The organism is Gordonia araii NBRC 100433, assembly GCF_000241265.1.
Lineage (GTDB): Bacteria > Actinomycetota > Actinomycetes > Mycobacteriales > Mycobacteriaceae > Gordonia > Gordonia araii.
In genome coordinates this window covers 146,467-167,164 of record NZ_BAEE01000061.1, presented here as the reverse complement: position 1 = coordinate 167,164, position 20,698 = coordinate 146,467, and the positions used below count along the sequence as shown (strand labels likewise).

19 protein-coding genes, 2 tRNA genes and 1 pseudogene are annotated in these 20,698 nt (G+C 67.3%); 8 read left to right on the top strand and 14 right to left on the bottom strand.

Annotated elements, in window-relative coordinates:
• The first annotated feature begins 44 nt into the window (after positions 1 to 44).
• Positions 45 to 233 carry a 50S ribosomal protein L28 gene (gene rpmB, locus GOARA_RS12760; protein WP_007322807.1) on the top strand — a complete coding sequence of 63 codons (189 nt, stop codon included), beginning with the start codon at positions 45 to 47 and terminating at the stop codon, positions 231 to 233.
• Between the two features lie 87 nt (positions 234 to 320).
• The gene (locus tag GOARA_RS12755; protein WP_007322806.1) at positions 321 to 1,100 is read left to right on the top strand and encodes an enoyl-CoA hydratase/isomerase family protein; all 780 of its coding nucleotides are present in this window, start codon (positions 321 to 323) and stop codon (positions 1,098 to 1,100) included.
• 5 nt (positions 1,101 to 1,105) lie between these two features.
• On the opposite strand, the gene GOARA_RS12750 is transcribed toward GOARA_RS12755, so the two are convergent.
• From GOARA_RS12750 to thiL, 3 genes are read right to left on the bottom strand one after another with little or no spacing between them, the layout of a single operon-like run.
• Positions 1,106 to 1,783 (bottom strand): uracil-DNA glycosylase, encoded by a 678-nt coding sequence (locus GOARA_RS12750; protein ID WP_007322805.1) that lies wholly within the window; start codon positions 1,781 to 1,783, stop codon positions 1,106 to 1,108.
• Between the two features lie 4 nt (positions 1,784 to 1,787).
• The gene (locus GOARA_RS12745; protein ID WP_007322804.1) at positions 1,788 to 2,309 is read right to left on the bottom strand and encodes a gamma carbonic anhydrase family protein; all 522 of its coding nucleotides are present in this window, start codon (positions 2,307 to 2,309) and stop codon (positions 1,788 to 1,790) included.
• Positions 2,310 to 2,336: 27 nt separating this feature from the next.
• Positions 2,337 to 3,299 (bottom strand): thiamine-phosphate kinase, encoded by a 963-nt coding sequence (gene thiL, locus GOARA_RS12740; RefSeq protein WP_007322803.1) that lies wholly within the window; start codon positions 3,297 to 3,299, stop codon positions 2,337 to 2,339.
• Between the two features lie 44 nt (positions 3,300 to 3,343).
• Between thiL and GOARA_RS12735 the strand changes: the two genes are divergently transcribed.
• Complete coding sequence (locus GOARA_RS12735; protein ID WP_007322802.1) at positions 3,344 to 3,925, top strand: DUF3515 domain-containing protein; 582 nt, start codon at positions 3,344 to 3,346, stop codon at positions 3,923 to 3,925.
• A 19-nt stretch (positions 3,926 to 3,944) separates the two neighbouring features.
• On the opposite strand, the gene GOARA_RS12730 is transcribed toward GOARA_RS12735, so the two are convergent.
• Both GOARA_RS12730 and GOARA_RS12725 read right to left on the bottom strand, forming a co-directional pair.
• A complete protein-coding gene (locus tag GOARA_RS12730) occupies positions 3,945 to 4,946 on the bottom strand; it encodes an NAD(P)H-dependent glycerol-3-phosphate dehydrogenase (RefSeq protein ID WP_007322801.1) in 1,002 nt (333 codons plus the stop codon).
• Positions 4,947 to 5,015: 69 nt separating this feature from the next.
• Positions 5,016 to 5,543, bottom strand: coding sequence for a YdeI/OmpD-associated family protein (locus GOARA_RS12725; protein ID WP_007322800.1), 528 nt, complete (start codon positions 5,541 to 5,543; stop codon positions 5,016 to 5,018).
• A gap of 75 nt (positions 5,544 to 5,618) precedes the next feature.
• Between GOARA_RS12725 and cofC the strand changes: the two are divergent.
• The 3 genes and pseudogenes from cofC to GOARA_RS12715 form a co-directional block, all read left to right on the top strand.
• Positions 5,619 to 6,245: pseudogene (gene cofC, locus GOARA_RS20620) on the top strand (2-phospho-L-lactate guanylyltransferase); the annotation flags it as partial.
• 129 nt (positions 6,246 to 6,374) lie between these two features.
• Positions 6,375 to 8,552 carry an RNA degradosome polyphosphate kinase gene (locus GOARA_RS12720; RefSeq protein WP_245548424.1) on the top strand — a complete coding sequence of 726 codons (2,178 nt, stop codon included), beginning with the start codon at positions 6,375 to 6,377 and terminating at the stop codon, positions 8,550 to 8,552.
• Between the two features lie 8 nt (positions 8,553 to 8,560).
• Complete coding sequence (locus GOARA_RS12715; protein ID WP_040523080.1) at positions 8,561 to 9,472, top strand: NUDIX hydrolase; 912 nt, start codon at positions 8,561 to 8,563, stop codon at positions 9,470 to 9,472.
• A gap of 24 nt (positions 9,473 to 9,496) precedes the next feature.
• On the opposite strand, the gene GOARA_RS12710 is transcribed toward GOARA_RS12715, so the two are convergent.
• From GOARA_RS12710 to leuC, 3 genes are all read right to left on the bottom strand, one after another.
• Positions 9,497 to 10,288 carry an HU family DNA-binding protein gene (locus GOARA_RS12710; protein WP_007322797.1) on the bottom strand — a complete coding sequence of 264 codons (792 nt, stop codon included), beginning with the start codon at positions 10,286 to 10,288 and terminating at the stop codon, positions 9,497 to 9,499.
• Between the two features lie 177 nt (positions 10,289 to 10,465).
• Positions 10,466 to 11,053, bottom strand: coding sequence for a 3-isopropylmalate dehydratase small subunit (gene leuD / locus GOARA_RS12705; RefSeq protein ID WP_007322796.1), 588 nt, complete (start codon positions 11,051 to 11,053; stop codon positions 10,466 to 10,468).
• Positions 11,054 to 11,097: 44 nt separating this feature from the next.
• A complete protein-coding gene (gene leuC, locus GOARA_RS12700) occupies positions 11,098 to 12,531 on the bottom strand; it encodes a 3-isopropylmalate dehydratase large subunit (protein ID WP_007322795.1) in 1,434 nt (477 codons plus the stop codon).
• A 75-nt stretch (positions 12,532 to 12,606) separates the two neighbouring features.
• On the opposite strand from leuC, the gene GOARA_RS12695 reads away from it, so the two are divergent.
• A complete protein-coding gene (locus GOARA_RS12695; protein WP_007322794.1) occupies positions 12,607 to 13,341 on the top strand; it encodes an IclR family transcriptional regulator in 735 nt (244 codons plus the stop codon).
• A 27-nt stretch (positions 13,342 to 13,368) separates the two neighbouring features.
• Positions 13,369 to 13,884, top strand: a complete 516-nt coding sequence (locus tag GOARA_RS12690) for a pyridoxamine 5'-phosphate oxidase family protein (protein WP_007322793.1) — start codon at positions 13,369 to 13,371, stop codon at positions 13,882 to 13,884.
• Here the strand turns inward: GOARA_RS12690 and GOARA_RS12685 are convergent.
• The 6 genes from GOARA_RS12685 to gltX form a co-directional block, all read right to left on the bottom strand.
• Positions 13,847 to 16,048: a heavy metal translocating P-type ATPase gene (locus tag GOARA_RS12685; protein ID WP_083834868.1), complete on the bottom strand. Its 2,202-nt coding sequence runs from the start codon at positions 16,046 to 16,048 to the stop codon at positions 13,847 to 13,849. The two genes, GOARA_RS12690 and GOARA_RS12685, sit on opposite strands and share 38 nt — an antisense overlap.
• A gap of 169 nt (positions 16,049 to 16,217) precedes the next feature.
• The gene (locus GOARA_RS12675; protein WP_138947685.1) at positions 16,218 to 16,604 is read right to left on the bottom strand and encodes a hypothetical protein; all 387 of its coding nucleotides are present in this window, start codon (positions 16,602 to 16,604) and stop codon (positions 16,218 to 16,220) included.
• Between the two features lie 674 nt (positions 16,605 to 17,278).
• The gene (locus GOARA_RS19890) at positions 17,279 to 18,199 is read right to left on the bottom strand and encodes a hypothetical protein (RefSeq protein WP_138947684.1); all 921 of its coding nucleotides are present in this window, start codon (positions 18,197 to 18,199) and stop codon (positions 17,279 to 17,281) included.
• A gap of 708 nt (positions 18,200 to 18,907) precedes the next feature.
• Positions 18,908 to 18,983 (bottom strand) — tRNA-Glu (locus GOARA_RS12670).
• Between the two features lie 67 nt (positions 18,984 to 19,050).
• Positions 19,051 to 19,122 (bottom strand) — tRNA-Gln (locus GOARA_RS12665).
• Positions 19,123 to 19,219: 97 nt separating this feature from the next.
• Entirely contained in the window at positions 19,220 to 20,695 is a 1,476-nt protein-coding gene (gene gltX / locus GOARA_RS12660; protein ID WP_007322787.1) for a glutamate--tRNA ligase, read from the bottom strand.
• Positions 20,696 to 20,698 lie beyond the last annotated feature (3 nt).

Genomic DNA, 20,698 nt, shown 5'->3' with positions numbered 1-20,698 from the left:
CCAAGACCACGTAAGTTTCTCGACGATCTAAGGGAGTGTTCGATATGGCTGCCGTCTGCGACATCTGCGGCAAGGGCCCCGGCTTCGGCAAGACGGTCTCGCACTCGCACCGGCGCCACAGCCGCCGCTGGAACCCGAACATCCAGTCCGTGCGAGTCGAGGTCGCTCCGGGTAACCGCAAGCGCAAGAATGTGTGCACCTCCTGCCTGAAGGCCGGCAAGACCTCCGTCTAGCCGCCGCCCACAGCTTGGCAGCGACCCCCGACAGGGCATCCGCCCGTCGGGGGTCGCTGCTGTCTGCCCTCCCGATAGGGTGAGCGCATGACCGACTCCCCCAACGTCACCTCCGCCGACGGCGTACTGACCATCGCCGTTTCGACGTCTGCCAACGGCACCTCGCTGAACGACGACGCGGTCGACGAAGCGGTGGAGGTGCTGACCGATCTGCACGCCGGGAAGCGCGACGAGCGGGTGATCCTGCTCGTCGGCGCGGGCAAGAACTTCTGCGCGGGCGGCAACGTCGCCTCCTTCGCGGCCGCCGAGGACCGGACCGCGTTCCTGGCGCAGCTGGCCGACCAGCTGCATCGGATGATCCATCTGATCGACACCGCCCACCGTCCGGTCGTCGTGGCGGCGAAGGGATGGGCCGCCGGCGCGGGGATGAGTCTGACGCTGATCGGCGACGTCGTCGTCGGCGGACCGTCGACGAAGATGCGGCCCGCCTACAGCGGCATCGGGCTCAGCCCGGACGGCGGGATGACGTGGAGCCTGCCCCGGGCGGTCGGCTCGTCCCGCGCCCGCGCGATCATCCTCACCAACCGCGTGATCGCCGCCGACGAGGCGCTCGGCCTCGGCTTGCTGTCGGAGATCGTCGACGACGATCAGGTCGACGCACGCGCGCGGGAGATCGCGGGCGAACTCGCGGCCGGCCCGCGAGCGGCGCTGCGGGCGACGGCACAGCTGCTACGGGCCTCCCCGACGGCCTCGCTGGCCGACCAGATGGCCGCCGAGTCGGCATCGATCGCCCACCTGGGCGGGCAGCCCGAGGGGATCGAAGGCGTCGACGCCTTCGTCGAGAAGCGCGCCCCCCGCTGGGGCTGAGCGTCCTACGGCAGTCGCCAGTCCACCGGTTCGGCACCCAGCTGCGCCAGTGCCGCGTTGGCACGGCTGAACGGGCGGGATCCGAAGAATCCGCGCGACGCGGAGAGCGGGGACGGATGCGGCGAGGCGATTCTCGGCACGTCCGGCAGCCACTGGGCGAGATTCTGGGCGTCGCGACCCCACAGAATCGCCACGAGCGGCTCGTCGCGGGCGGCGAGCGCTTTGATCGCGCATTCGGTCACCGTTTCCCAGCCCTTGCCCCGGTGCGACCCGGAGTCGTGGGCGCCGACCGTGAGCACCCGGTTGAGCAACAGCACGCCGGCGTCGGCCCAGGGGGTGAGGTCGCCGGTGCTCGGCCGCGGGTAGCCGAGGTCGTCGCTGTACTCGGTGTAGATGTTGGCCAACGACCGCGGGATCGGCGTGACATCGGGTGCGACCGAGAAGCTGAGCCCGACCGCGTGCCCCGGGGTGGGATACGGATCCTGGCCGACGATCAGGACCCGCACGTCGGCCATCGGTCGGGTGAACGCGCGCAGCACGTGCGCTCCGGCCGGCAAGTATCTCCGCCCGGCGGCGATCTCGGCGCGCAGGAAGTCCCCGAGTTCGGCTATCACGGGCGCGACCGGTTCGAGAGCCTGCGCCCAGTCGGGTGCGACGAGTTCGGCTAACGGCTTGGCTGACATCGTCTCAGTCGAGCCGACGCAGGTTGTCGCGGTGGTACTTGGCGTTCTCGTAGTACAGCACCGTGTTGAGTTCGACGTGACCTTCGGGAACCTCGAATCCGTCGCGGATCTTCGCCGGGATTCCGAGGGCCATCCGCCGCTCCGGGACCTCGAAGTTGAACGGCACGACGGCACCCGCTCCGACGACGGCGCCCGACCCGACGGTCGACCCGTTCAGCACGACCGACCCGGAGGCCACCAGCACGTCGTCGCCGATGGTGGCGCCCTCGATGTGCGCGTTGTGCCCGACGACGCATCGCGCGCCGAGGACGGTGGCGTGCAGTGCGGTGCAGTGGATGACCGTTCCGTCCTGGATGTTGGTCTTCTCGCCGATCGTGATCGTGCCGTAGTCGCCGCGCAATACGGCGCCCGGCCAGACGGACACACCGTCGGCCAGGGTCACGTCGCCGATGACGACGGCGTCGGGGTGGATGTAGGTGTCGGCGCCGAGCGTTGGCTCGCGATCGCCTAATGCGTAGATGGCCACAACGAGGAATCTATCGCCTCGGCCGGGTTAGACGCTGTGCCACCCGCTGATCCCGGGCGGTCCGCCGTCGATACTCACCGCGAGACGTTCCGGCGAAGCGGCGGCGACGCGGCCGATCACCGTCCACCCGACCGGGATCGCTCCGCCGTCGGGAAAGGCTCCGAGGAGCTCGTGGTCTTCACCGCCGCCCAGGGCCCAGGTCCGCACGTCGACGCCGAGCTGCTCGGCGACGACGCGGACCGCGTCGGTGATCGGGATATCATCGGCGGCGACCTCGACGGCCACGCCCGACGAGGCGCTGAGCAGCGACAACTCCTCGATCAGCCCGTCAGAGACGTCGGTCAGCGCGTGTGCGCCCGCCCGGGCGGCTACGGCGCCCTGCGTGAGGTCGGGTGCCGGACAACGGAACGCGTCGACCACCTCGACCGATGCCGCGTCGGCGAACGGCAATCCCCTGCTCAGCACGGCGTATCCGGCCGCCGAGGCGCCGAGCGGTCCGCTCACGGCGAGAACATCGCCCGGCCGGGCCCCGGACATCCGGACCGGGTCGATGCCGTCGAGAACGCCGACGGCCGTGATCGACACGGAGATCTCGCCGGCGGTCACCAGATCCCCGCCGAGCATCGCGGCGCCGAGTCCGGCGGCTCGCCCGACCACGCCGCGGTTGATACCGACGAGGACATCGGCCGGGGTGTCCGGCGGGGCGGCGTGAGAGACCAGGATGCCGGTCGGGCGCGCGCCCATCGCGGCGATGTCGGCGACCGCCGCGACGACGGCGCGGGCCCCGATCTGTTCGGGGGTCGACCACGCGAGGCGGAAGTGCCGGTCTTGTACGGCGGTGTCGACGCTGAGTACGGTCACCCCGTCCTCGACGACGGCCGCGTCGTCGCCCGGACCGATGAGAGCGCCGGGCGCCTGCTTCGCCGCCTGCGCGAACTCGGCCAGCAGTGCGCGCTCGCCCACGTCGCCGACGGTCCGCTGCGGTGTCACGGTGGTCCAGTCTAGAGCGCCGACGGTACCGCTACGCTGGTCGCGTGCCCGCTGATGAAGACCTGCCCGACGACACCACCGGCCGCTACGCCTCCGAGAAAGCAGGCGGCTCCCTCTTCCGCGACGCCGACGGCCGGCTCTCACCGGCCTTCCTCGCGACGCTGATCACCATTCCGGTGATGATCCTCGTCGGATTCATCGTCGCCGCCGTCCTGCGCGACGATGCTCCGACACCCGTCGACACCATGGGCGCCGCGGCCGGAACGGAACAGGCCTGCGCACCGTTGATGGCTGCGCTGCCCGACAGCCTGGCCGGATACGGCGACAAGTCGGTCTCCGGGACCAAAGCGCGCTGGCGCGCCGACAACGGCGACACCGTGGTGCTGCGGTGCGGGGTCGACCGTCCGGCCGCGCTCGCGCCGTCGTCGCGGCTGCAGGTCGTCGACTCGGCGCAGTGGTTCATCACCGACGAGCGTGAGGGCGGCGTCGCGTACGTCGCCGTCGATCACCGGCCCTACGTCGCGCTGTGGCTGCCGCGGGACTCCGGCAGCGCCCCCATCAGCCAGGTGACCGCACTCGTCGACAAGCACCTCGCACGCGCGCCGTTGGAGTTGCCGAACCCCTGACGCTCACCGCGCTATCGGACTACCGGATCTCCGGCTTGCGCGGACGACCCAGCAGCATGGCGATCGCGTCGTGCACAGTCATCCCCTCGTGGCACACCTGGTGGACGGCGTCGGTGAGAGGGACGTCCACGCCGTGGATCTCGGCCAGCGCACGCACCGACGAACACGACTTCACTCCCTCGGCGACCTGACCGTTGGTCGCCGCCTGCGCCTCTTCCAGCGTCTTTCCCTCGCCGAGCGCGACGCCGAAGGTCCGGTTGCGCGACAGCGGTGAGCAGCAGGTGGCGACGAGATCGCCCACGCCGGCCAGGCCGGCGAGCGTCTGCACGTCGGCACCGGCGGCCACGCCGAGACGGATCGTCTCGGCGAGCCCGCGGGTGATGATCGTGGCCAGCGTGTTCTGCCCGAATCCGACGCCGGAGGCCATGCCGCACGCCAGCGCGATCACGTTCTTCACCGCGCCGCCGAGCTCACACCCGATGACGTCGGTGTTCGTGTACGGGCGGAAGTAGCTGGTGGAGAACGCCTCCTGCAGCATGACCGCGCGCTGCTCGTCCGGACAGCCGATCACGGTGGCGGCCGGCTGCCCGGCCGCGACCTCTTTGGCCAGGTTCGGCCCGGACAGCACGGCGATCCGCTCGGGCGCCGCACCGGTGACATCCGCGATCACCTCGGACATCCGCATCACCGTCGAGGTCTCGACGCCCTTCGCCAGCGACACGAAGACCATGTCGTCGTTGAGGCGCGGCAACCACTGCTCCAGGTTCCCGCGCAACGATTGGGACGGCACCCCGAGCACCACGACGTCGGCGCCGTCGAGCGCCTCGGCCACATCGCTGACGGCGTGCAGGGCCTCGGGCAACGGAATGCCCTTCAGGTAGTCGGGGTTCTCGTGCGAGGAGTTGATGGCCTCGGCGAGTTCTGGCCGCCGTGCCCAGATCCGCGTCGGCGTACCCGCGTCGACCAGCACTTTTGCCACCGTCGTCCCCCACGACCCGGCTCCCATCACGACCGCCTGCACGCGTAACCCCTTTCACCGCGAATCGGTTTGCCCGATATCGCGTTTCAGCGTAGCCGGTCCGGCGCGCGTTCAGGCCTCGACGAGTTTGCCGCTCTTCGCGACCTCCGGATCGGTGCAGGACGACAGGTCGAAGCAGCACGGCCGGCGCTTACCCGACCGCAGCTTGTCGACCGCGACGTCGATCCGGCGCTGGCGCGTGTCGGGGTTCTTGGTGGCGTTGATCCAGCGCACCCACTCCCAGCGGGCCATCGGGGTGATCTCTCTCCACAGGTCCCCGATGTCGGGGGCATCGTCGAGCGCCGCGGCGAAATCATCCGGCTTCACCGGCTCGGGCCATTCCTTCGTCGGCTCGATCCGCACCGGAACGTCGTCACCCGCGACCACTCCCGCCACCTCGTCGACCGGCAGCCAGTGACCGCGGCGGCCGTCGGGTTCGACGACCGTCTGCGCGGAGTGACCGCCGACGATCACGGCGGCCGCCACTTGACCGCGCGAGGAGAGCTGCGCGCTTGCCTCGTCCGGAAGCCGGACGATCAGGCGGTCGCCGATCTGCTCGACCCGACCGTCGAATTCGATTGCCGTCGCTGTCTTCGCCATTCCTGCCTCACTCCCATCGCCTCGGTGAAGGCGGGTGGCCTCAGAGTGTAGTCGGACCGGTCGCGCGCCCCTGCCATGATGGAGTACGTGACTTGGGGAGCAGTGCTGGCGGTCAAACCGCTGCCGCAGGCGAAAACGCGGCTGAACGGCGAGGCCGACGATCGTGCCGCGCTGGTCCTGGCCATGTTGTCCGATGCGCTCGCCGCGGCCGCCGACGCCGGGCTGGCGTCGCTCGTGGTCACCCCCGATCCCCGGATCGCCAAGGCCGCACGATCGGCCGGCGCTCTGACCGCGGACGAACCAGCCGATTCCCGAGGCTTGAACGCGGCCTTCGTCCACGGCCAGCGCGTGCTGGCCGACCACGATCCGGCGGTCGACTCGGTGGTGTTCCTACAGGCCGATCTGCCCGCCGCCAGTGCCGATGGCTTGCTCGCCGCGCTGAGCGCCCACGAACAACGCACGGATTCGCTGCACCGGCAGTCCTTCATCGCCGACCTCGACGGCACCGGCACCGCGGCGCTGCTGCGCCCGGTCGACGTCGACGAACCACCCCTGTTCGGCCCCGATTCGGCCGCTGCGCACCGACGCGCCGGAGTGGTCGATCTGACCCCTGGAGACGAAGCGGGCGACGGTGCCTGGTCGGGCCTGCGGGCCGACGTCGATACCCTCGCCGACCTGACGCGCGCGGCGCGGATCGGGGTCGGCGCGGCCACCGCCGAGTGGCTTCGCGCGCGCTCGTTGCCATCGGATGCGGGGGCACCCGGCGTGGTGCATGATGAGGCGGTGAGCGCCGACGCCCCCGAGACTCCAGCCCAGACTCCGTCAACCACCGTGGAGCCGCGCGTTATCGAAACCATCACCACCGACCCGGGCCCCGGTGCCCCGCCCGCGGCGACCGCACAGCCCGACGAATCCGCCGACCTGCCCGCCGATCGCTATTTGAACCGGGAATTGTCCTGGCTCGACTTCAATTCGCGCGTCCTGGCGCTGGCCGAGGATCAATCGCTTCCCCTGTTGGAACGGGCCAAGTTCCTGGCCATCTTCACCTCGAATCTCGATGAGTTCTTCATGGTCCGCGTCGCCGGCCTCAAACGCCGCGACGAAACCGGGTTGTCGGTCCGATCGGCCGACGGCTTGTCCCCGCGCGAACAACTGCATCGGATCGCGCTGCGCACCCAGTCGATCGCCACGCGGCAGGCGCGCGTCTTCAACGAGTCGGTCAAACCCGCGCTCGACGAGGAGGGCATTCACATCGTCTCGTGGTCGGATCTCGACGCCCCACAGCGGGAACGCCTCGTCGGCTACTTCAACGACCAGGTCTTTCCCGTTCTCACCCCGCTCGCCGTCGACCCGGCGCACCCCTTCCCCTACATCAGCGGGCTGAGCCTGAATCTCGCGGTCACCGTCCGCGACCGCACCGACGGCGCCGAGCATTTCGCCCGCGTCAAGGTGCCCGACAACGTTGCCCGGTTCCTTCGTGTGGATCAGCTCGTCGGAACCGAACCCGGCCAAGACGGACCCCGCGACGTCGTATTCCTCCCGCTCGAGGAAGTGATCTCGGCGAATCTGGGCGAGCTGTTCCCCGGGATGGACATCGTCGAGCACCACGCGTTCCGCATCACCCGCAACGCCGATTTCGAGGTCGACGAGGACCGGGACGAAGACCTGCTGCAGGCGCTCGAACGCGAGCTCGCCCGACGCCGGTTCGGTTCCCCGGTGCGGCTGGAGATCGAAGAAGACATGAGCGAGCACATGCTCGATCTCCTTCTCCGCGAACTCGACGTCGACCCCGCCGACGTGATCGCGGTCCCCGGCCCCCTCGATCTGTCCTCGCTGTTCCAGATCTACGACGTCGACCGACCAGCGCTGAAAGATCCGCCGTTCGTCCCCGTGACGAACCCGGCTTTCGGCGAGCGCGAGACGCCCAAGAGCGTCTTCTCCACGCTGCGCGAGGGCGATGTCTTGGTTCACCACCCCTACGAGTCCTTCTCGACGAGCGTGCAGCGCTTCATCGAACAGGCCGCCGCCGACCCCCAGGTCCTGGCCATCAAACAGACGCTCTACCGCACCTCGGGCGACTCGCCCGTCGTCGATGCGCTGATCGCCGCGGCTGAGGCAGGCAAGCAGGTCGTCGCGCTGGTGGAGATCAAGGCCCGGTTCGACGAGCAGGCGAACATCAAGTGGGCGAGGAAACTGGAGCAGGCCGGCGTTCACGTCGTCTACGGTCTCGTCGGGCTCAAGACCCACTGCAAGACCTGTCTGGTGGTGCGGCGAGAAGGGTCGACCATCCGCCGCTACTGCCATATCGGAACCGGCAACTACAACCCGAAGACGGCACGCCTGTACGAGGACGTCGGCCTGTTCACCGCGGCACCGGAGATCGGCGCCGATCTCACCGATCTTTTCAATACGCTGACCGGCTACTCGCGCAAGCACTCCTACCGCAATCTCCTCGTGGCGCCCGACGGCATCCGTTCGGGAATCATCGAGCGGATCGGCAACGAGATCGCGAGGCACCGCGAAGGCGACCGGTCGGCGCGGATCAGGTTGAAGGCCAACGCGCTGGTCGACGAACAGATCATCGACGCGCTCTACCGCGCTTCGCAGGCCGGTGTTCCCGTGGAGATCGTCGTGCGGGGCATCTGCGCGCTGCGGCCGGCGATCCCCGGCGTCAGCGACAACATCACCGTGCGATCGATTCTGGGGCGGTTCCTGGAGCACTCGCGCATCTTCCAGTTCGGCGCCCAGGACGAGTTCTGGATCGGCAGTGCCGACATGATGCACCGCAACCTGGATCGGCGCGTGGAGGTTCTCGTCAAGGTGGAGAACCCGCGGCTGACCCAGCAGCTCGCCGACATTTTCGACTCGGCGCTCGACCCCCGCACCAGGTGCTGGGTGCTCGGGCACGACGGCGGCTGGACCGCGTCGCCGGGCGCCGACGTCGAGGTCCGCGACCACCAGACCGATTTGATGGCCCGCTACCGCCGCGCCGCGGCCGGGTCGGCGTAGCGCATCGCATGAGCGTGCGCGCTGTCTGGGCCGGCGGCGGAGTGTTGTGGCGCCCGAACGAGAAGTCCGGACGGCCCGAGATCGCCGTCATCCACCGCCCTCGATACGACGACTGGACGCTGCCCAAGGGCAAGACCGAATCCGGGGAGACGGTCTACGCCTCCGCGGTCCGCGAGATCTTCGAGGAGACCGGGTACACGGTGACGCTGGGCCGCCACCTTCGCCAGGTCACCTATGCGGTGAACGGGTCGAAGAGGAAGCACGTCCGGTATTGGTCGGCCCGGATGACCGGCGGCGAGTTCGCTGCCAACAAGGAGGTCGACGAGCTGGCGTGGGTCACCCCCGACGAGGCGCGGTCGATGCTGACCTACACGCTCGACCGGATGGTGGTCGACGAATTCCTCTCACTGCCCGCCGATCTGCACACCTTGCTGCTGGTCCGCCACGCCAAAGCGGGACGCCGCGGACGATATTCGGGTCCCGACGAGCAACGGCCACTCGAGCGGGTCGGGCGTGCGCAGGCGCAAGCGTTGGCCGACCTCTTGCCGTTGTTCGGCGCCCGCCGCCTGCACGCCGCGGACCGCGCCAGGTGCGTCCAGACGCTCGAACCCCTGTCGAAACGTCTCGGCGGCAAGAAGATCCATATCGAGAAGCGCCTGACCGAAGAGGCCTACGACCATGATCCCGAAAGGGCGAGGCAGCGAATGGTGGACTTGGCGCGCAAGCAGGACGGTGTTCACGTCGTCTGCAGCCAAGGCAAGGCCATCGCACCGCTGATGAAGTGGTGGTCGGAGCGCGACGGCTTCACCGTGCCACCCAACCGCAACCGCAAGGCGAGTACCTGGGTGTTGTCAATCGACGCCGACGGCCGCGTTCTCGCCGCCGACCATATCGCCGATCCACTGCCGGACTACGAATAGCCCGGGGCCGCGCTCGGGCGACGCCTACTTCGCTCTCTTCGCCGGTGCCTTCTTGGCGGGGGCCTTCTTGGCAGCCGCGGTCTTCGCGGGAGCCTTCTTGGCTGGCGCGGCCTTCTTGGTAGCCGTAGTCTTCTTCGCCGGCGCGGCCTTCTTGACCGGCGCCGCCTTCTTGGCGACCGTGGTCTTCTTGGCCGGCGCAGCCTTCTTTGCCGGCGCCTTCTTCGCCGTCGTCTTCGTTGCCGTCGCCTTCTTGGCCGGCGCCTTCGTCGCGCTCACCTTCTTGGCGGGGGCGGCTGCCTTCTTCGCCGTCGTCGCCTTTTTCGCCGGAGCGGCCTTCTTGGCAGTGGTGACCGTCTTGGCGGGCGCCTTCTTCGCGGGCGTCGCCTTCTTGGCGGCTGCGGTCTTCTTCGCCGGTGTCGCCTTCTTAACGGCTGCAGCCTTCTTCGCCGGCGCAGCCTTCTTGGCGGGTGCCGCTTTCTTGGCCGTCGCGGCGTCGACCGCCCCGCGCTTGGCGGCGGTCACGCCCGCGGGCAGGCGCATCTTGCCCGCGATCACGGACTTGAACTGCGCGCCGGGCCGGAACGACGGCACCGAGACGGCGCGCACCTTGACCGTTTCGCCCGTACGAGGATTCCGTGCCACCCGCGGTGCACGCTTGCGCTTCTCGAATACGCCGAATCCGGTGATGGTGACCTTCTCACCGCGATTCACCGCGCGGACAACGGTGTCGATGAACTGCTCGACGGCGTCGGTGGCGGTCTGACGATCCGCCTTGAGCCGTTTCGTCAATTCGTCGATGAGTTCTGCTTTGTTCATGTCGACCTCCGCAACCTTGGATCTTCGTCCCGGTGAGCAGCCAGTTCACACAGAAAGTGTGGCGTAGCTAACACAACACGTTAAACGTCGAATTCCAAAAGGTCCATCAAGCCGGAGACCTCAGCGCGTCGCGCGCCGCGTCGAATCCCCTTGATCCGCAAGGGCTACCGCAGGGTACTACTGGGTCGTGGGTTTGAACGCCGGCCGCGAACGCTCGAAACCGTCGATCGCCTCGACTTCGCGCAACGTGAGCCCGATGTCGTCGAGGCCCTCCATGAGGCGCCACCGCGTGTAGTCGTCGATCTGAAACGGGACGACGAGGTCGCCGGCGCTGACGGTCTTATCCGCCAGGTCCACCGTGAGTTCGAGGCCGGGCTGGTTCTCCAGCCGCTTCCACAACAGCTCGATATCGGATTGATCCACTTGTGCCGCAAGCAAACCCGCCTTGCCGGAGTTGCCGCGGAAGATGTCGGCGAACCGCGAGCTCAGCACGACCCGGAAGCCGAAATCCATGAGTGCCCAGACGGCGTGCTCGCGCGACGATCCGGTGCCGAAGTCTGGTCCGGCGACCAGTACCGAACCCTTGTTGTACGGCTCGGTGTTGAGGATGAAGTCCGGATCGGACCGCCAGGAGGAGAAGAGGCCGTCTTCGAATCCCGTGCGCGTCACACGCTTGAGGTAGACGGCGGGGATGATCTGGTCGGTGTCGACGTTGCTGCGCCGTAGCGGCACCCCGATACCGGTGTGGGTGGTGAGCGGTTCCATGGTGGTGAACTCCCGAGTGGTCTGTGCGGAGATGTGTTGTGCGGCTACAGGTCCGCGGGCGATGAGAGGGTGCCGCGCACCGCGGTCGCGGCCGCGACGGCCGGTGAGACCAGGTGGGTCCGGCCGCCTTTGCCCTGACGTCCTTCGAAGTTGCGGTTCGACGTCGACGCGCAGCGCTCCCCGGGCGAGAGCTGGTCGGGGTTCATGCCCAAGCACATCGAGCATCCGGCCTGGCGCCACTCCGCTCCCGCGCGCGTGAAGATCTCGCCGAGGCCCTCCTCTTCGGCCTGTGCCCGCACCTTCATCGAGCCGGGCACGATCAGCATTCTGACGCCGTCGGCGAGTCGCCGGTCGCGCAGCACGTCGGCCACCGCCCGCAGATCCTCGATCCGCCCGTTGGTGCACGACCCGACGAACACGGCGTCGACCGGCACCTCGCGCAGCGGTGTGCCCGGCGTGAGGTCCATGTACTCCAGCGCGCGGGCCGCCGCCTGCTTGTCGTTGTCGTTGCCGAAGTCCTCCGGGTCGGGGACGACCGATCCGAGCGGCGCGCCCTGGCCGGGGTTGGTGCCCCATGTGACGAAGGGGGTCAGCGCGGAGGCGTCGATGTGCACCTCGGCGTCGAACTGTGCGCCCTCGTCGGTGCGCAGACTGTCCCAGTAGGCCACGGCAGTATCCCAGTCGTCGCCGGTCGGAGCATGCGGACGACCTTTGAGGAACTCGTAGGTGATCGCGTCGGGCGCGATCATGCCGGCGCGCGCACCCGCTTCGATCGACATGTTGCAGATGGTCATCCGTGCTTCCATCGACAGTTTCTCGATGGCCGGGCCGCGGTATTCCAGGACGTAGCCCTGGCCGCCGCCGGTACCGATCTTGGCGATCACGGCCAGGATGAGATCCTTGCTAGTCACGCCCGGCGGGAGTTCACCGTCGACGGTGATCGCCATGGTTTTGAACGGGCGCAGCGACAGCGTCTGGGTGGCCAGGACGTGCTCGACCTCCGAGGTGCCTATGCCCATGGCCAGGGCGCCGAACGCGCCGTGGGTGGACGTGTGGCTGTCGCCGCACACCACCGTCGTGCCCGGCTGGGTCAGACCGAGCTGCGGTCCGACGACGTGGACGATGCCCTGCTCGGCGTCGCCCATCGGGTGCAGGCGTACACCGAACTCCTCGCAGTTGCGGCGCAGCGTCTCCACCTGGGTGCGCGAGACGGGGTCGGCGATCGGCTTGTCGATGTCCACCGTCGGAACGTTGTGGTCCTCGGTGGCGATGGTGAGGTCGGTCCGGCGCACCGGGCGCCCGGCCATCCGCAGACCGTCGAAGGCCTGCGGCGAGGTGACCTCGTGGACGAGATGGAGGTCGATGTAGATGAGATCCGGGTTGCGCTGACCCGACTCGTCGACTTCACCGCGCACGACGACATGGTCGTCCCACACCTTCTCGGCAAGTGTGCGGGGCTTGGCTGGGCTGTTGCTCATAGCTCCTCGCTCGTTCTGCCAACAATCGGGCTGCAACTGTTGGAATCTCACTATCTGGACAGATAGTATCGGCTTATGAGAAATGATACCGCACCGGAGCCGGTCAGCGGAATCGGCGTGCTGGACAAGGCGGTGACCGTCCTGACCGCCGTCGCAGCCTCGCCGTGCAATCTCGCGGAGCTATGCGCGGCGACCGGTCTGCCCCGGGCCACTGCGCACCGCCTGGCCGTCGGCCTGGAGGTCCACCGGTTGATCGCACGCGACACGACCGGGCGCTGGGTGTCGGGACCGGCCTTGCGCGAGCTGTCCGGCTCCCACGCCGACCGCATTCCCGACGCGGCGCTGGCCATCCTGCCGCGACTGCGCGAGATCACCGGGGAGTCGGTCCAGATCTATCGGCGCGACGGGGCCGAGCGGATCTGCGTCGCCGCGCTGGAACCGCCCAGCGGGCTGCGCGACACCGTTCCGGTCGGCAGCCGTCTGCCGATGACCGCCGGTTCGGCGGCCAAGGTTCTGCTCGCGTGGGCCCCCGAGGGAGTGCGCGCCCCGCTCCTCGACGACAGCGTTTTCGCCGAACGCACCCTCGCCGACGTCCGGCGGAAGGGCTGGGCGCAGAGCGTCGCCGAGCGCGCGGCCGGCGTCGCCAGCGTCTCGGCGCCGGTGCGCGACGTCGACGGCGAGGTCGTCGCGGCCATCTCCGTCTCCGGGCCGGTCGAGCGCATCGGCCGACGTCCGGGGGCGCGTTGGGCGGCTGATCTCCTCGCCGCCGCGGAAGCATTACAGGAGCGGCTGGCCCATACCGTCGACTGACCTTTGGCCACCCGTTAGGGTCGGTCCATGGGCGTCAACCAACGCAAAGACATCGTCATGTCCGACGACGAGTTCGCGGACTTCATCGCCGAGCAGCGCACGGCCACGCTTGCCACGACGGGACGCGACGGCGCGATCCACCTCGTCGCCATGTGGTACGGGGTCATCGACGGCGAGCTGTGGTTCGAGACGAAGGCCAAGTCGCAGAAGGCCGTCAACCTGCGCCGCAACCCGCGGTGCTCGGTGCTCGTCGAGGCCGGCCACACCTACGACCAGCTGCGCGGCGTTGCCATCGAGGGCACCGCGGAGATCTTCGACGACGAGGAGAACACGCTGGCCACCGGGATCAGCGTCTGGGAGCGCTACAACGGCCCGTACACCGACGAGCTGCGGCCGATGGTGGACCAGATGATGCACAAGCGCGTCGCCGTGCGTGTGAAGGCCGATCGGATCCGCAGCTGGGATCACCGGAAGCTCGGCCTGCCCGAGATTCCGCTGGGCGGCTCTACCGCGCAGTACCTGAATCCGCCGACTGCCCACTGATCGAGGTCGGCTGGGCTCCGGCCGGCGCCACGACCTCGGGGCGCAGGTCGATCCGTCGCAATAGTTGGGCGTTGAGGGCCACGACAATCGTCGACAACGACATCAGCACCGCACCGACCGACATCGGCAACACGAACCCGAATGGGGCGAGCACCCCGGCGGCCAGCGGAACCGAGATCAGGTTGTACCCGGCCGCCCACCACAGGTTCTGCCGCATCTTCCGGTAGGCGGCATCGGAAAGCTCGATCACCGAGATCACTGCGCGCGGATCATCGCTGGCGAGAACCACACCGGCGGAGGCGATGGCGACGTCGGTGCCGGCACCGATCGCGATGCCGACGTCGGCCTGCGCGAGTGCGGGAGCGTCGTTCACCCCGTCGCCCACCATCGCGACGCGATGCCCCTCGGCCTGCAGTGAGCGGACCTTCGCGGCCTTGTCCTCCGGCCGCACTCCGGCGAATACCCGGTCGATGCCGAGTTCGGCGGCCACCGACGCGGCCACGGCCTGTGCGTCACCGGTGATCATGACGACTTCGACACCGCGACGGTGCAACGCTTCGACGGCGGCGAAAGACTCGGGGCGGATCTCGTCGGCGAGCCGAAGTGCGCCGGCCACCTGACCGTCGACCAGCACGTGCAGGATGATCGCCCCCTGCTCGCGCCACTCATCGACGACGGGCAGCTCACCGGCGCCTTCCCGCTCGAGCAGATACGGCCCGCCCACCTGAACGACTCGGTCACCCACCCGGGCCCGCACCCCGACCGCTGCCGCCGAAGAGAACTCCTCCGCCGGTTCGACCGTCAGCCCCTTCTCCCGCGCGGCCGCCACGATCGCGGAGGCGAGCGGGTGCTCGGAATCCGACTCGGCGGCGGCCGCGAGCGCGAGCACCGCGTCGGCGGTCAACGCACCGGACGCTTCGACGGCCGTCACGGCCGGGCTGCCCTTGGTGAGGGTCCCGGTCTTGTCGAAGACGACCGTGTCGACCGTCCGCATGCTCTCCAGCGCCAACCGGTCCTTGACCAGGACGCCGCCACGGGCGGCACGCTCGGTGGCGATCGAGACGACGAGCGGGATCGCCAGCCCCAAAGCGTGAGGACATGCGATGACCAGCACCGTGATCGTGCGCATCACGGCTTGGTCGGGGTGGCCGAGGACGGTCCACACAATCGCGGTCAGCGCGGCCGCCCCGAGCGCGAACCAGAACAGCCAGCCCGCGGCACGGTCGGCCAGGCGCTGGGCCCGCGACGACGATTCCTGTGCCTGTGCCACCAGCCGCTGGATGCCGGCCAGTGCGGTGTCCGCACCGATCGCGTCGACCTCGACCCGGAGTCCGGAGTCGGTGGCGACCGTGCCCGCCACCACCCGATCGCCTTCGGCCCGGCGCACCGGGGCCGATTCGCCGGTCAGCATCGACTCGTCGACACTGGCACTGCCGGCCACGACACGACCGTCGGCCGGCACCCGTCCGCCCGGCCGGACGACGACCACGTCGCCGACGCGCAACCGCGATGGGGCGACGGTGACGATCGAGTCGCCCTCGACGCGCTCGGCCTCGTCGGGCAGCAGCGCCGCCAGCGAGTCCAGCGCCGAGGTGGTCTGCGCGAGTGACCGCATCTCGAGCCAGTGCCCCAGCAGCATGATCACGATCAGCAGGGCCAGTTCCCACCAGAAGTCCAGCTCGTGGTCGAGGACACCGAGGCTCGCACCCCAGGACGCGACGAACGCGACCGTGATCGCCAGGCCGATCAGCAGCATCATTCCCGGCCGGCGGGCCCGGATCTCGTCGACGGCGCCGGTCAGGAAGGGCCCGCCGCCCCAGAAGTACATGACCGTGCCCAGTACCGGTGACACCCAGGTCGCCCAGCCGGGGACGGTGTAGCCGACCAGCATCGCGAACATCGGCGAGAAGGCGACCACCGGAACGGCGACAACGAGCATCGCCCAGAAGAGCCGCCGGAACTTCTCGACGTGACCCGCGTGACCGCCGCCGTGCCCGGCGTGGCCGTGTCCGCCGTGGTCGTCGTGCCCGGCGTGGTCGTGCCCGACATGGTCGTCGTGCCCACGGTGTTCACCGTGTTCGGTGTGATCGCCGTGCTGGTCGGGGCCGGACGCCGCGACGACCTGCCCGTCGTGATGTCCGGTGTGATCGTGATGCTCACTCATGTGTCCGCGTCCGTTCCGTGTTGCCACCTCTTCACGACCATACCCCCATGGGGTATATAGTCAAGACGCAGTCGGCGAGATCTACCTAGGACACGCACCCTGTCTTCGGCACGAATTTACCCGCCGTTTGGGACATATGGCCGAAACTTCCCTTTTGGCGCCATCACTATTAGTGGCTTTGTTGTGATTGGAAGTATTGCTCAGGGTCATCGTAGTTGGCGATCTGCTGGAGTTCTTGCCACGTATGAACAGCCTTTGAGCCACTAAACATCGGATCGCTAGGAACGCTTTCTTCGTTCGGGGCAAGCATATTGAGAATAGTCTCCTCGTGGAAAAGAAGATGGTCCGTGACCATCAGGTCATAGATCCACTGCGCCACAATATCTGTGACTTCGGCAGCATCGATCTTGATCACGGTTGCCGAGCCGTATACTTGTATCTCTGCCTCGTCCAAGGTCCACTGAAAAGTCCAGTTCGGATTCGCTTGACGAGGATCGGGCCCACCGCCCCTAAGATGCGCTCCTGCGCCGAGAAGCGAGTCAGTTACTCGTGCCATGTCGAACGGCTCCGAGTCTTCGCGATGTAGTAGGTACCCCAACGCCGCTACTCCTTAGGAACCTGACGGACTATTACTCGTGACAGGTCGATCCCTGCGCGCCGATAGGCCTCGATCGCAGCTTTCATAGCTTCTTCTTCCATAAAGGTGACTCGAAGTCGATAGCCAATGGGAAGTCCTTCTAGCTGACGTTTCAACTCTTCAACCAAGGGGTCTCAATGAAGGGAAGAAGTCGCCCATCCTTTATCAGATGAGCATACCGTCCTTTGACCTCTTCTAGTATTCGCTCCTGGTAGTCGATCCCGTCATACGGCACACTGTGTGATTCGTTCTGGATCGCGGGATTCTCAATCAGGAACTCGACGGCGACCGGGAGACCAGTGATCTGAGACTGAAACTCCGCATTTAATCGGGCACCAGGACCACCCATATTTCGCGCCTTTTGAACCACGAAACGTCCGTCCCCAGGAAGCTCGGTCGGTGGAAGACCCCTAATCGCCGCGGCGTGATCAGCGACCACTTGAAGCAACTGAGTAATCTGCGCTTTGCCAAACGCAACGGCTTGGACGTGAATCTTGGCGCTAATTGTTCCACCCGTTCGCGAGGGCGCGTAACTCGCTCCACACGAAACAGTCGCCGACCCATTGGGCGGCATGGTGGTACTGCCAGAACAACTACCTGCGAGGACCCCCTTTCGCCGTTATAGTGATCGTGTAATTCGCATAGACCGACTGCAATGTGACGTTTGACGAGGCGGAGATTGTGTTGCCGATTTGAAAGTTCACGGTGCAAGATGTCGTGCCACACGGCGAGGGCACAAAGTGCCCCGATGATTGGGCAGCGACTCGAAGTGCCGGATTGACGGCCTCAGACAGTTCTTTAACTTTGCTATTGTAGTCGACATAGAATCGCTGGGCTTGTTCGGGCGTCAACCTGCTCGTATCAACCTTGAACGTTGCACGCTTGTCACCTGACTGCCCCTTGCCCGACAGTGTGTCCATCTCCACACGATCGATTCGCGGCTGCTCTGGTAAGGGCAGTGGCGCTCCAGCACCTCCAGCGTCTACAAACTGTATCGAGGCGCCGGCTCGACCGAGTGCCGTTGGCATCGTACTAGTTGACGGCTCCGGTGCCCGGATCGCCTGATCAGGATCAGAGACATAGCTGGTGATGTGACCGCTCGTGATCGGAGTGGACAGGCGACCGTTGATAACCACGGGAGTGCCAACAGTCACTCGCTTGCCATCCAGCAGCGCAGGGTCAAGACTCTTACCCAACTGCGCTGGTGCCAGCTCAGCAAGGTTGACGCCGAAGAAGTTCTGCGGAAGCTCGACTGGCCTGCCCGCGAGCTTTTCAGGTGACTCAGGAGGGTCGAGCGAGCGCCAGGCTTCCGCGTCCCCAGTTAGGAAAGTACGCCCCTGAACTGTCGTGACATGAAACTCGTGGCTTCCGATCGATACTTGTCCCGCTAGTTCACCGGTATTACCCGCAACTACGTCCAGCCGTGCCTCGCTGCCCCCACGGGTATCGACATGCCCGTTGAACTTGACTGCGGGCGCCTGCACCATGCCTAGTTGAGCCGCTGCCAGCTTCACGCGGGCCAATTCGGCTGCCGACGGTATCCCCGACCCGTCAATCGTCCGGGGCAGCAGAACAACTGCCAATACGAGAACGAGTAGAGCCGCTAGCCCGCTTGCAGCAACCATGAGCCCTCGAAGAGCACTACGACCGCTACGAGGTGGCGGCATAGGATAGTCCTGCCGAATGGGATGAGCTGGCACTGCCCAGCCGAGCGGTGGTGGCGGTAACGGCATCGCCGATGAAGGCGGCACACTTGTCATGGCGCGAAGCGTACCAACGACCAGGTACATGCGTGCTGCAGGTTGCGCCTTGCCCACCCACCGCTCACACATGGGGTGCCGGCGAGTGGTGACGCAAGGGCAGCGAAGCGAGTCAGCACGCTCAAACACGAGCGCAATGCCCTGCTCCGCCTCGCGGCGCTGGCGCAGTGCCGCTCGTTCTGCTCAAGTCAGTGCAGGATCGGATCACAGCAACCTCACGACTGCCGAAGCCACCGTTGAACGGCGAGAGCTCGACAGGAGCGCTGCAATCCCGGGTTGGTCGCACGCTAGCGACCATGAGGGGAAAACGGGAGTCGCGAGCAATCAAGTAGACGACTGGGATCCGTCCCGGGGCCACAGTCTGGCGACAGACCGTCAGGGGCGGTGGGCGAAATCGGCCGAGGCCGGATCAAGAGAAACCCGCGTCCCGATGTTCGGGACGCGGGTTCCAACTTGCCACGTTGGTACCCCCTACGGGATTTGAACCCGCGTTACCGCCTTGAGAGGGCGGCGTCCTAGGCCGCTAGACGAAGGGGGCCTGAACTACTTCTCGGCTTGAACTGGGCCCCGCCGCGACAGCGAAGTCAGACAGACCGTGAAGTCCGCTGGGGTACCAGGACTCGAACCTAGAATGGCGGTACCAGAAACCGCTGTGTTGCCAATTACACCATACCCCAATGGGTTTCTCTCCCCGGGCCTACTACCCGGCGAAAGGACCGAGAAGTAGGTTAGCAGGAGGTCGACCCAATAGCATAAACGTGCAGTTCAAAGCACCTATTCCGCGTACTTCGCCTTGGCGTCGCGCAGCCGCGCCAACGACTTCTCCACACCCAACAGCTCCATCGACTCGTAGAGCGGGGGGCTCACCGCGGCTCCGGTGACCGCGACGCGGACCGGGCCGAAGGCCTTGCGCGGCTTGAGTTCGAGACCGTCCACCAGCGCGGTCTTCAGGGCCTCTTCGATCGAGGCGGTATCCCACGCCGCCACTCCCTCGAGGGCGCCGATCGCCGCGTCGAGCACGGGGCCGGCATCCGATCCGAGGTTCTTCGCGGCCGACTTCTCGTCGATGACGAAATCGGCGTCGTCGACGTAGTAGAACTTGATCAGGTCCCAGGCGTCGCCGAGCACCTGGATCCGGGTCTGGATCAACTCGGCGAGCGCCGCGAACGCCGGGTCTCCCCCGGGCGACGCGTCGAGATGCCCCTGGGCCACCAGGAAGTCGCCAAGTCGGCCCGCGAAGTCCGCCGGCTCCAGCATCCGAATGTGCTCGGCGTTGATCGCCTCGGCCTTCTTCTCGTCGAAGCGAGCCGGGTTGGAGTTGACGTCGCGCACGTCGAACGCCTCGACCATCTGATCGAGCGTGAACACATCGGTGTCACCGCTGTATCCCCAGCCGAGCAGCGCGAGGTAGTTCAGAAGTCCCTCCGGAAGGAAGCCGCGGTCGCGATGGTGGAACAGGCTCGACTGCGGGTCGCGCTTGGACAGCTTGCGGTTGCCCTCCCCCATCACGAACGGAAGATGACCGAACCGCGGCACCCCGTCGGCGACCCCGATGCGCTCGAGCGCACGGTAGAGGGCGATCTGTCGCGGCGTGGAGGACAGCAGGTCTTCGCCGCGCAGGACGTGGCTGATCTTCATCATCGCGTCGTCGACCGGGTTGACGAGGGTGTAGAGCGGGTCGCCGCTGGCCCGGGTAAGCGCGAAGTCGGGCACCGTCCCGGCCTTGATCGTTGTCTCGCCGCGCACCAGATCGTCCCAGGTGATGTCCTCGTCGGGCATCCGGAGCCGGATGACCGGGCTGCGGCCTTCGGCCCGATAGGCGGCTCGCTGCTCGTCGGTCAGATCGCGGTCGAAGTTGTCGTAGCCCAGCTTCGGATCCCGTCCGGCCGCCTTGTGCCGCTCCTCGACCTCCTCGGGCGTCGAGTAGGCCTCGTACGCCTCTCCGGCTTCGAGGAGTTTGGCGACGACGTCGCGGTGGATGTCGCGTCGCTCCGACTGACGGTAGGGGCCGTAGGGGCCGCCGACCTCCGGTCCCTCGTCCCAGTCGAGGCCCAGCCAGCGGAGCGCGTCGAGGATCGCGGTGTAGCTCTCCTCGCTGTCGCGGGCGGCGTCGGTGTCCTCGATGCGGAACACGAAGTCGCCCTTGGTGTGACGGGCGTAGGCATAGTTGAAGAGCGCGGTACGAACGAGCCCGACGTGCGGGGTGCCGGTGGGCGAGGGACAGAATCGAACGCGAACGGGGCTGGTCATGGC

Bases quoted from the DNA above. Each gene is read 5' to 3' on its own strand.
- rpmB (WP_007322807.1), top strand. From the start codon at position 45: ATGGCTGCCGTCTGCGACATCTGCGGCAAGGGCCCCGGCTTCGGCAAG.
- GOARA_RS12755 (WP_007322806.1), top strand. From the start codon at position 321: ATGACCGACTCCCCCAACGTCACCTCCGCCGACGGCGTACTGACCATC.
- GOARA_RS12750 (WP_007322805.1), bottom strand. From the start codon at position 1,783: ATGTCAGCCAAGCCGTTAGCCGAACTCGTCGCACCCGACTGGGCGCAG.
- GOARA_RS12725 (WP_007322800.1), bottom strand. From the start codon at position 5,543: ATGGCGAAGACAGCGACGGCAATCGAATTCGACGGTCGGGTCGAGCAG.
- GOARA_RS12715 (WP_040523080.1), top strand. From the start codon at position 8,561: ATGAGCGTGCGCGCTGTCTGGGCCGGCGGCGGAGTGTTGTGGCGCCCG.
- GOARA_RS12710 (WP_007322797.1), bottom strand. From the start codon at position 10,288: ATGAACAAAGCAGAACTCATCGACGAATTGACGAAACGGCTCAAGGCG.
- leuD (WP_007322796.1), bottom strand. From the start codon at position 11,053: ATGGAACCGCTCACCACCCACACCGGTATCGGGGTGCCGCTACGGCGC.
- leuC (WP_007322795.1), bottom strand. From the start codon at position 12,531: ATGAGCAACAGCCCAGCCAAGCCCCGCACACTTGCCGAGAAGGTGTGG.
- GOARA_RS12695 (WP_007322794.1), top strand. From the start codon at position 12,607: ATGAGAAATGATACCGCACCGGAGCCGGTCAGCGGAATCGGCGTGCTG.
- GOARA_RS12690 (WP_007322793.1), top strand. From the start codon at position 13,369: ATGGGCGTCAACCAACGCAAAGACATCGTCATGTCCGACGACGAGTTC.
- GOARA_RS12685 (WP_083834868.1), bottom strand. From the start codon at position 16,048: ATGAGTGAGCATCACGATCACACCGGACATCACGACGGGCAGGTCGTC.
- GOARA_RS12675 (WP_138947685.1), bottom strand. From the start codon at position 16,604: ATGGCACGAGTAACTGACTCGCTTCTCGGCGCAGGAGCGCATCTTAGG.
- gltX (WP_007322787.1), bottom strand. From the start codon at position 20,695: ATGACCAGCCCCGTTCGCGTTCGATTCTGTCCCTCGCCCACCGGCACC.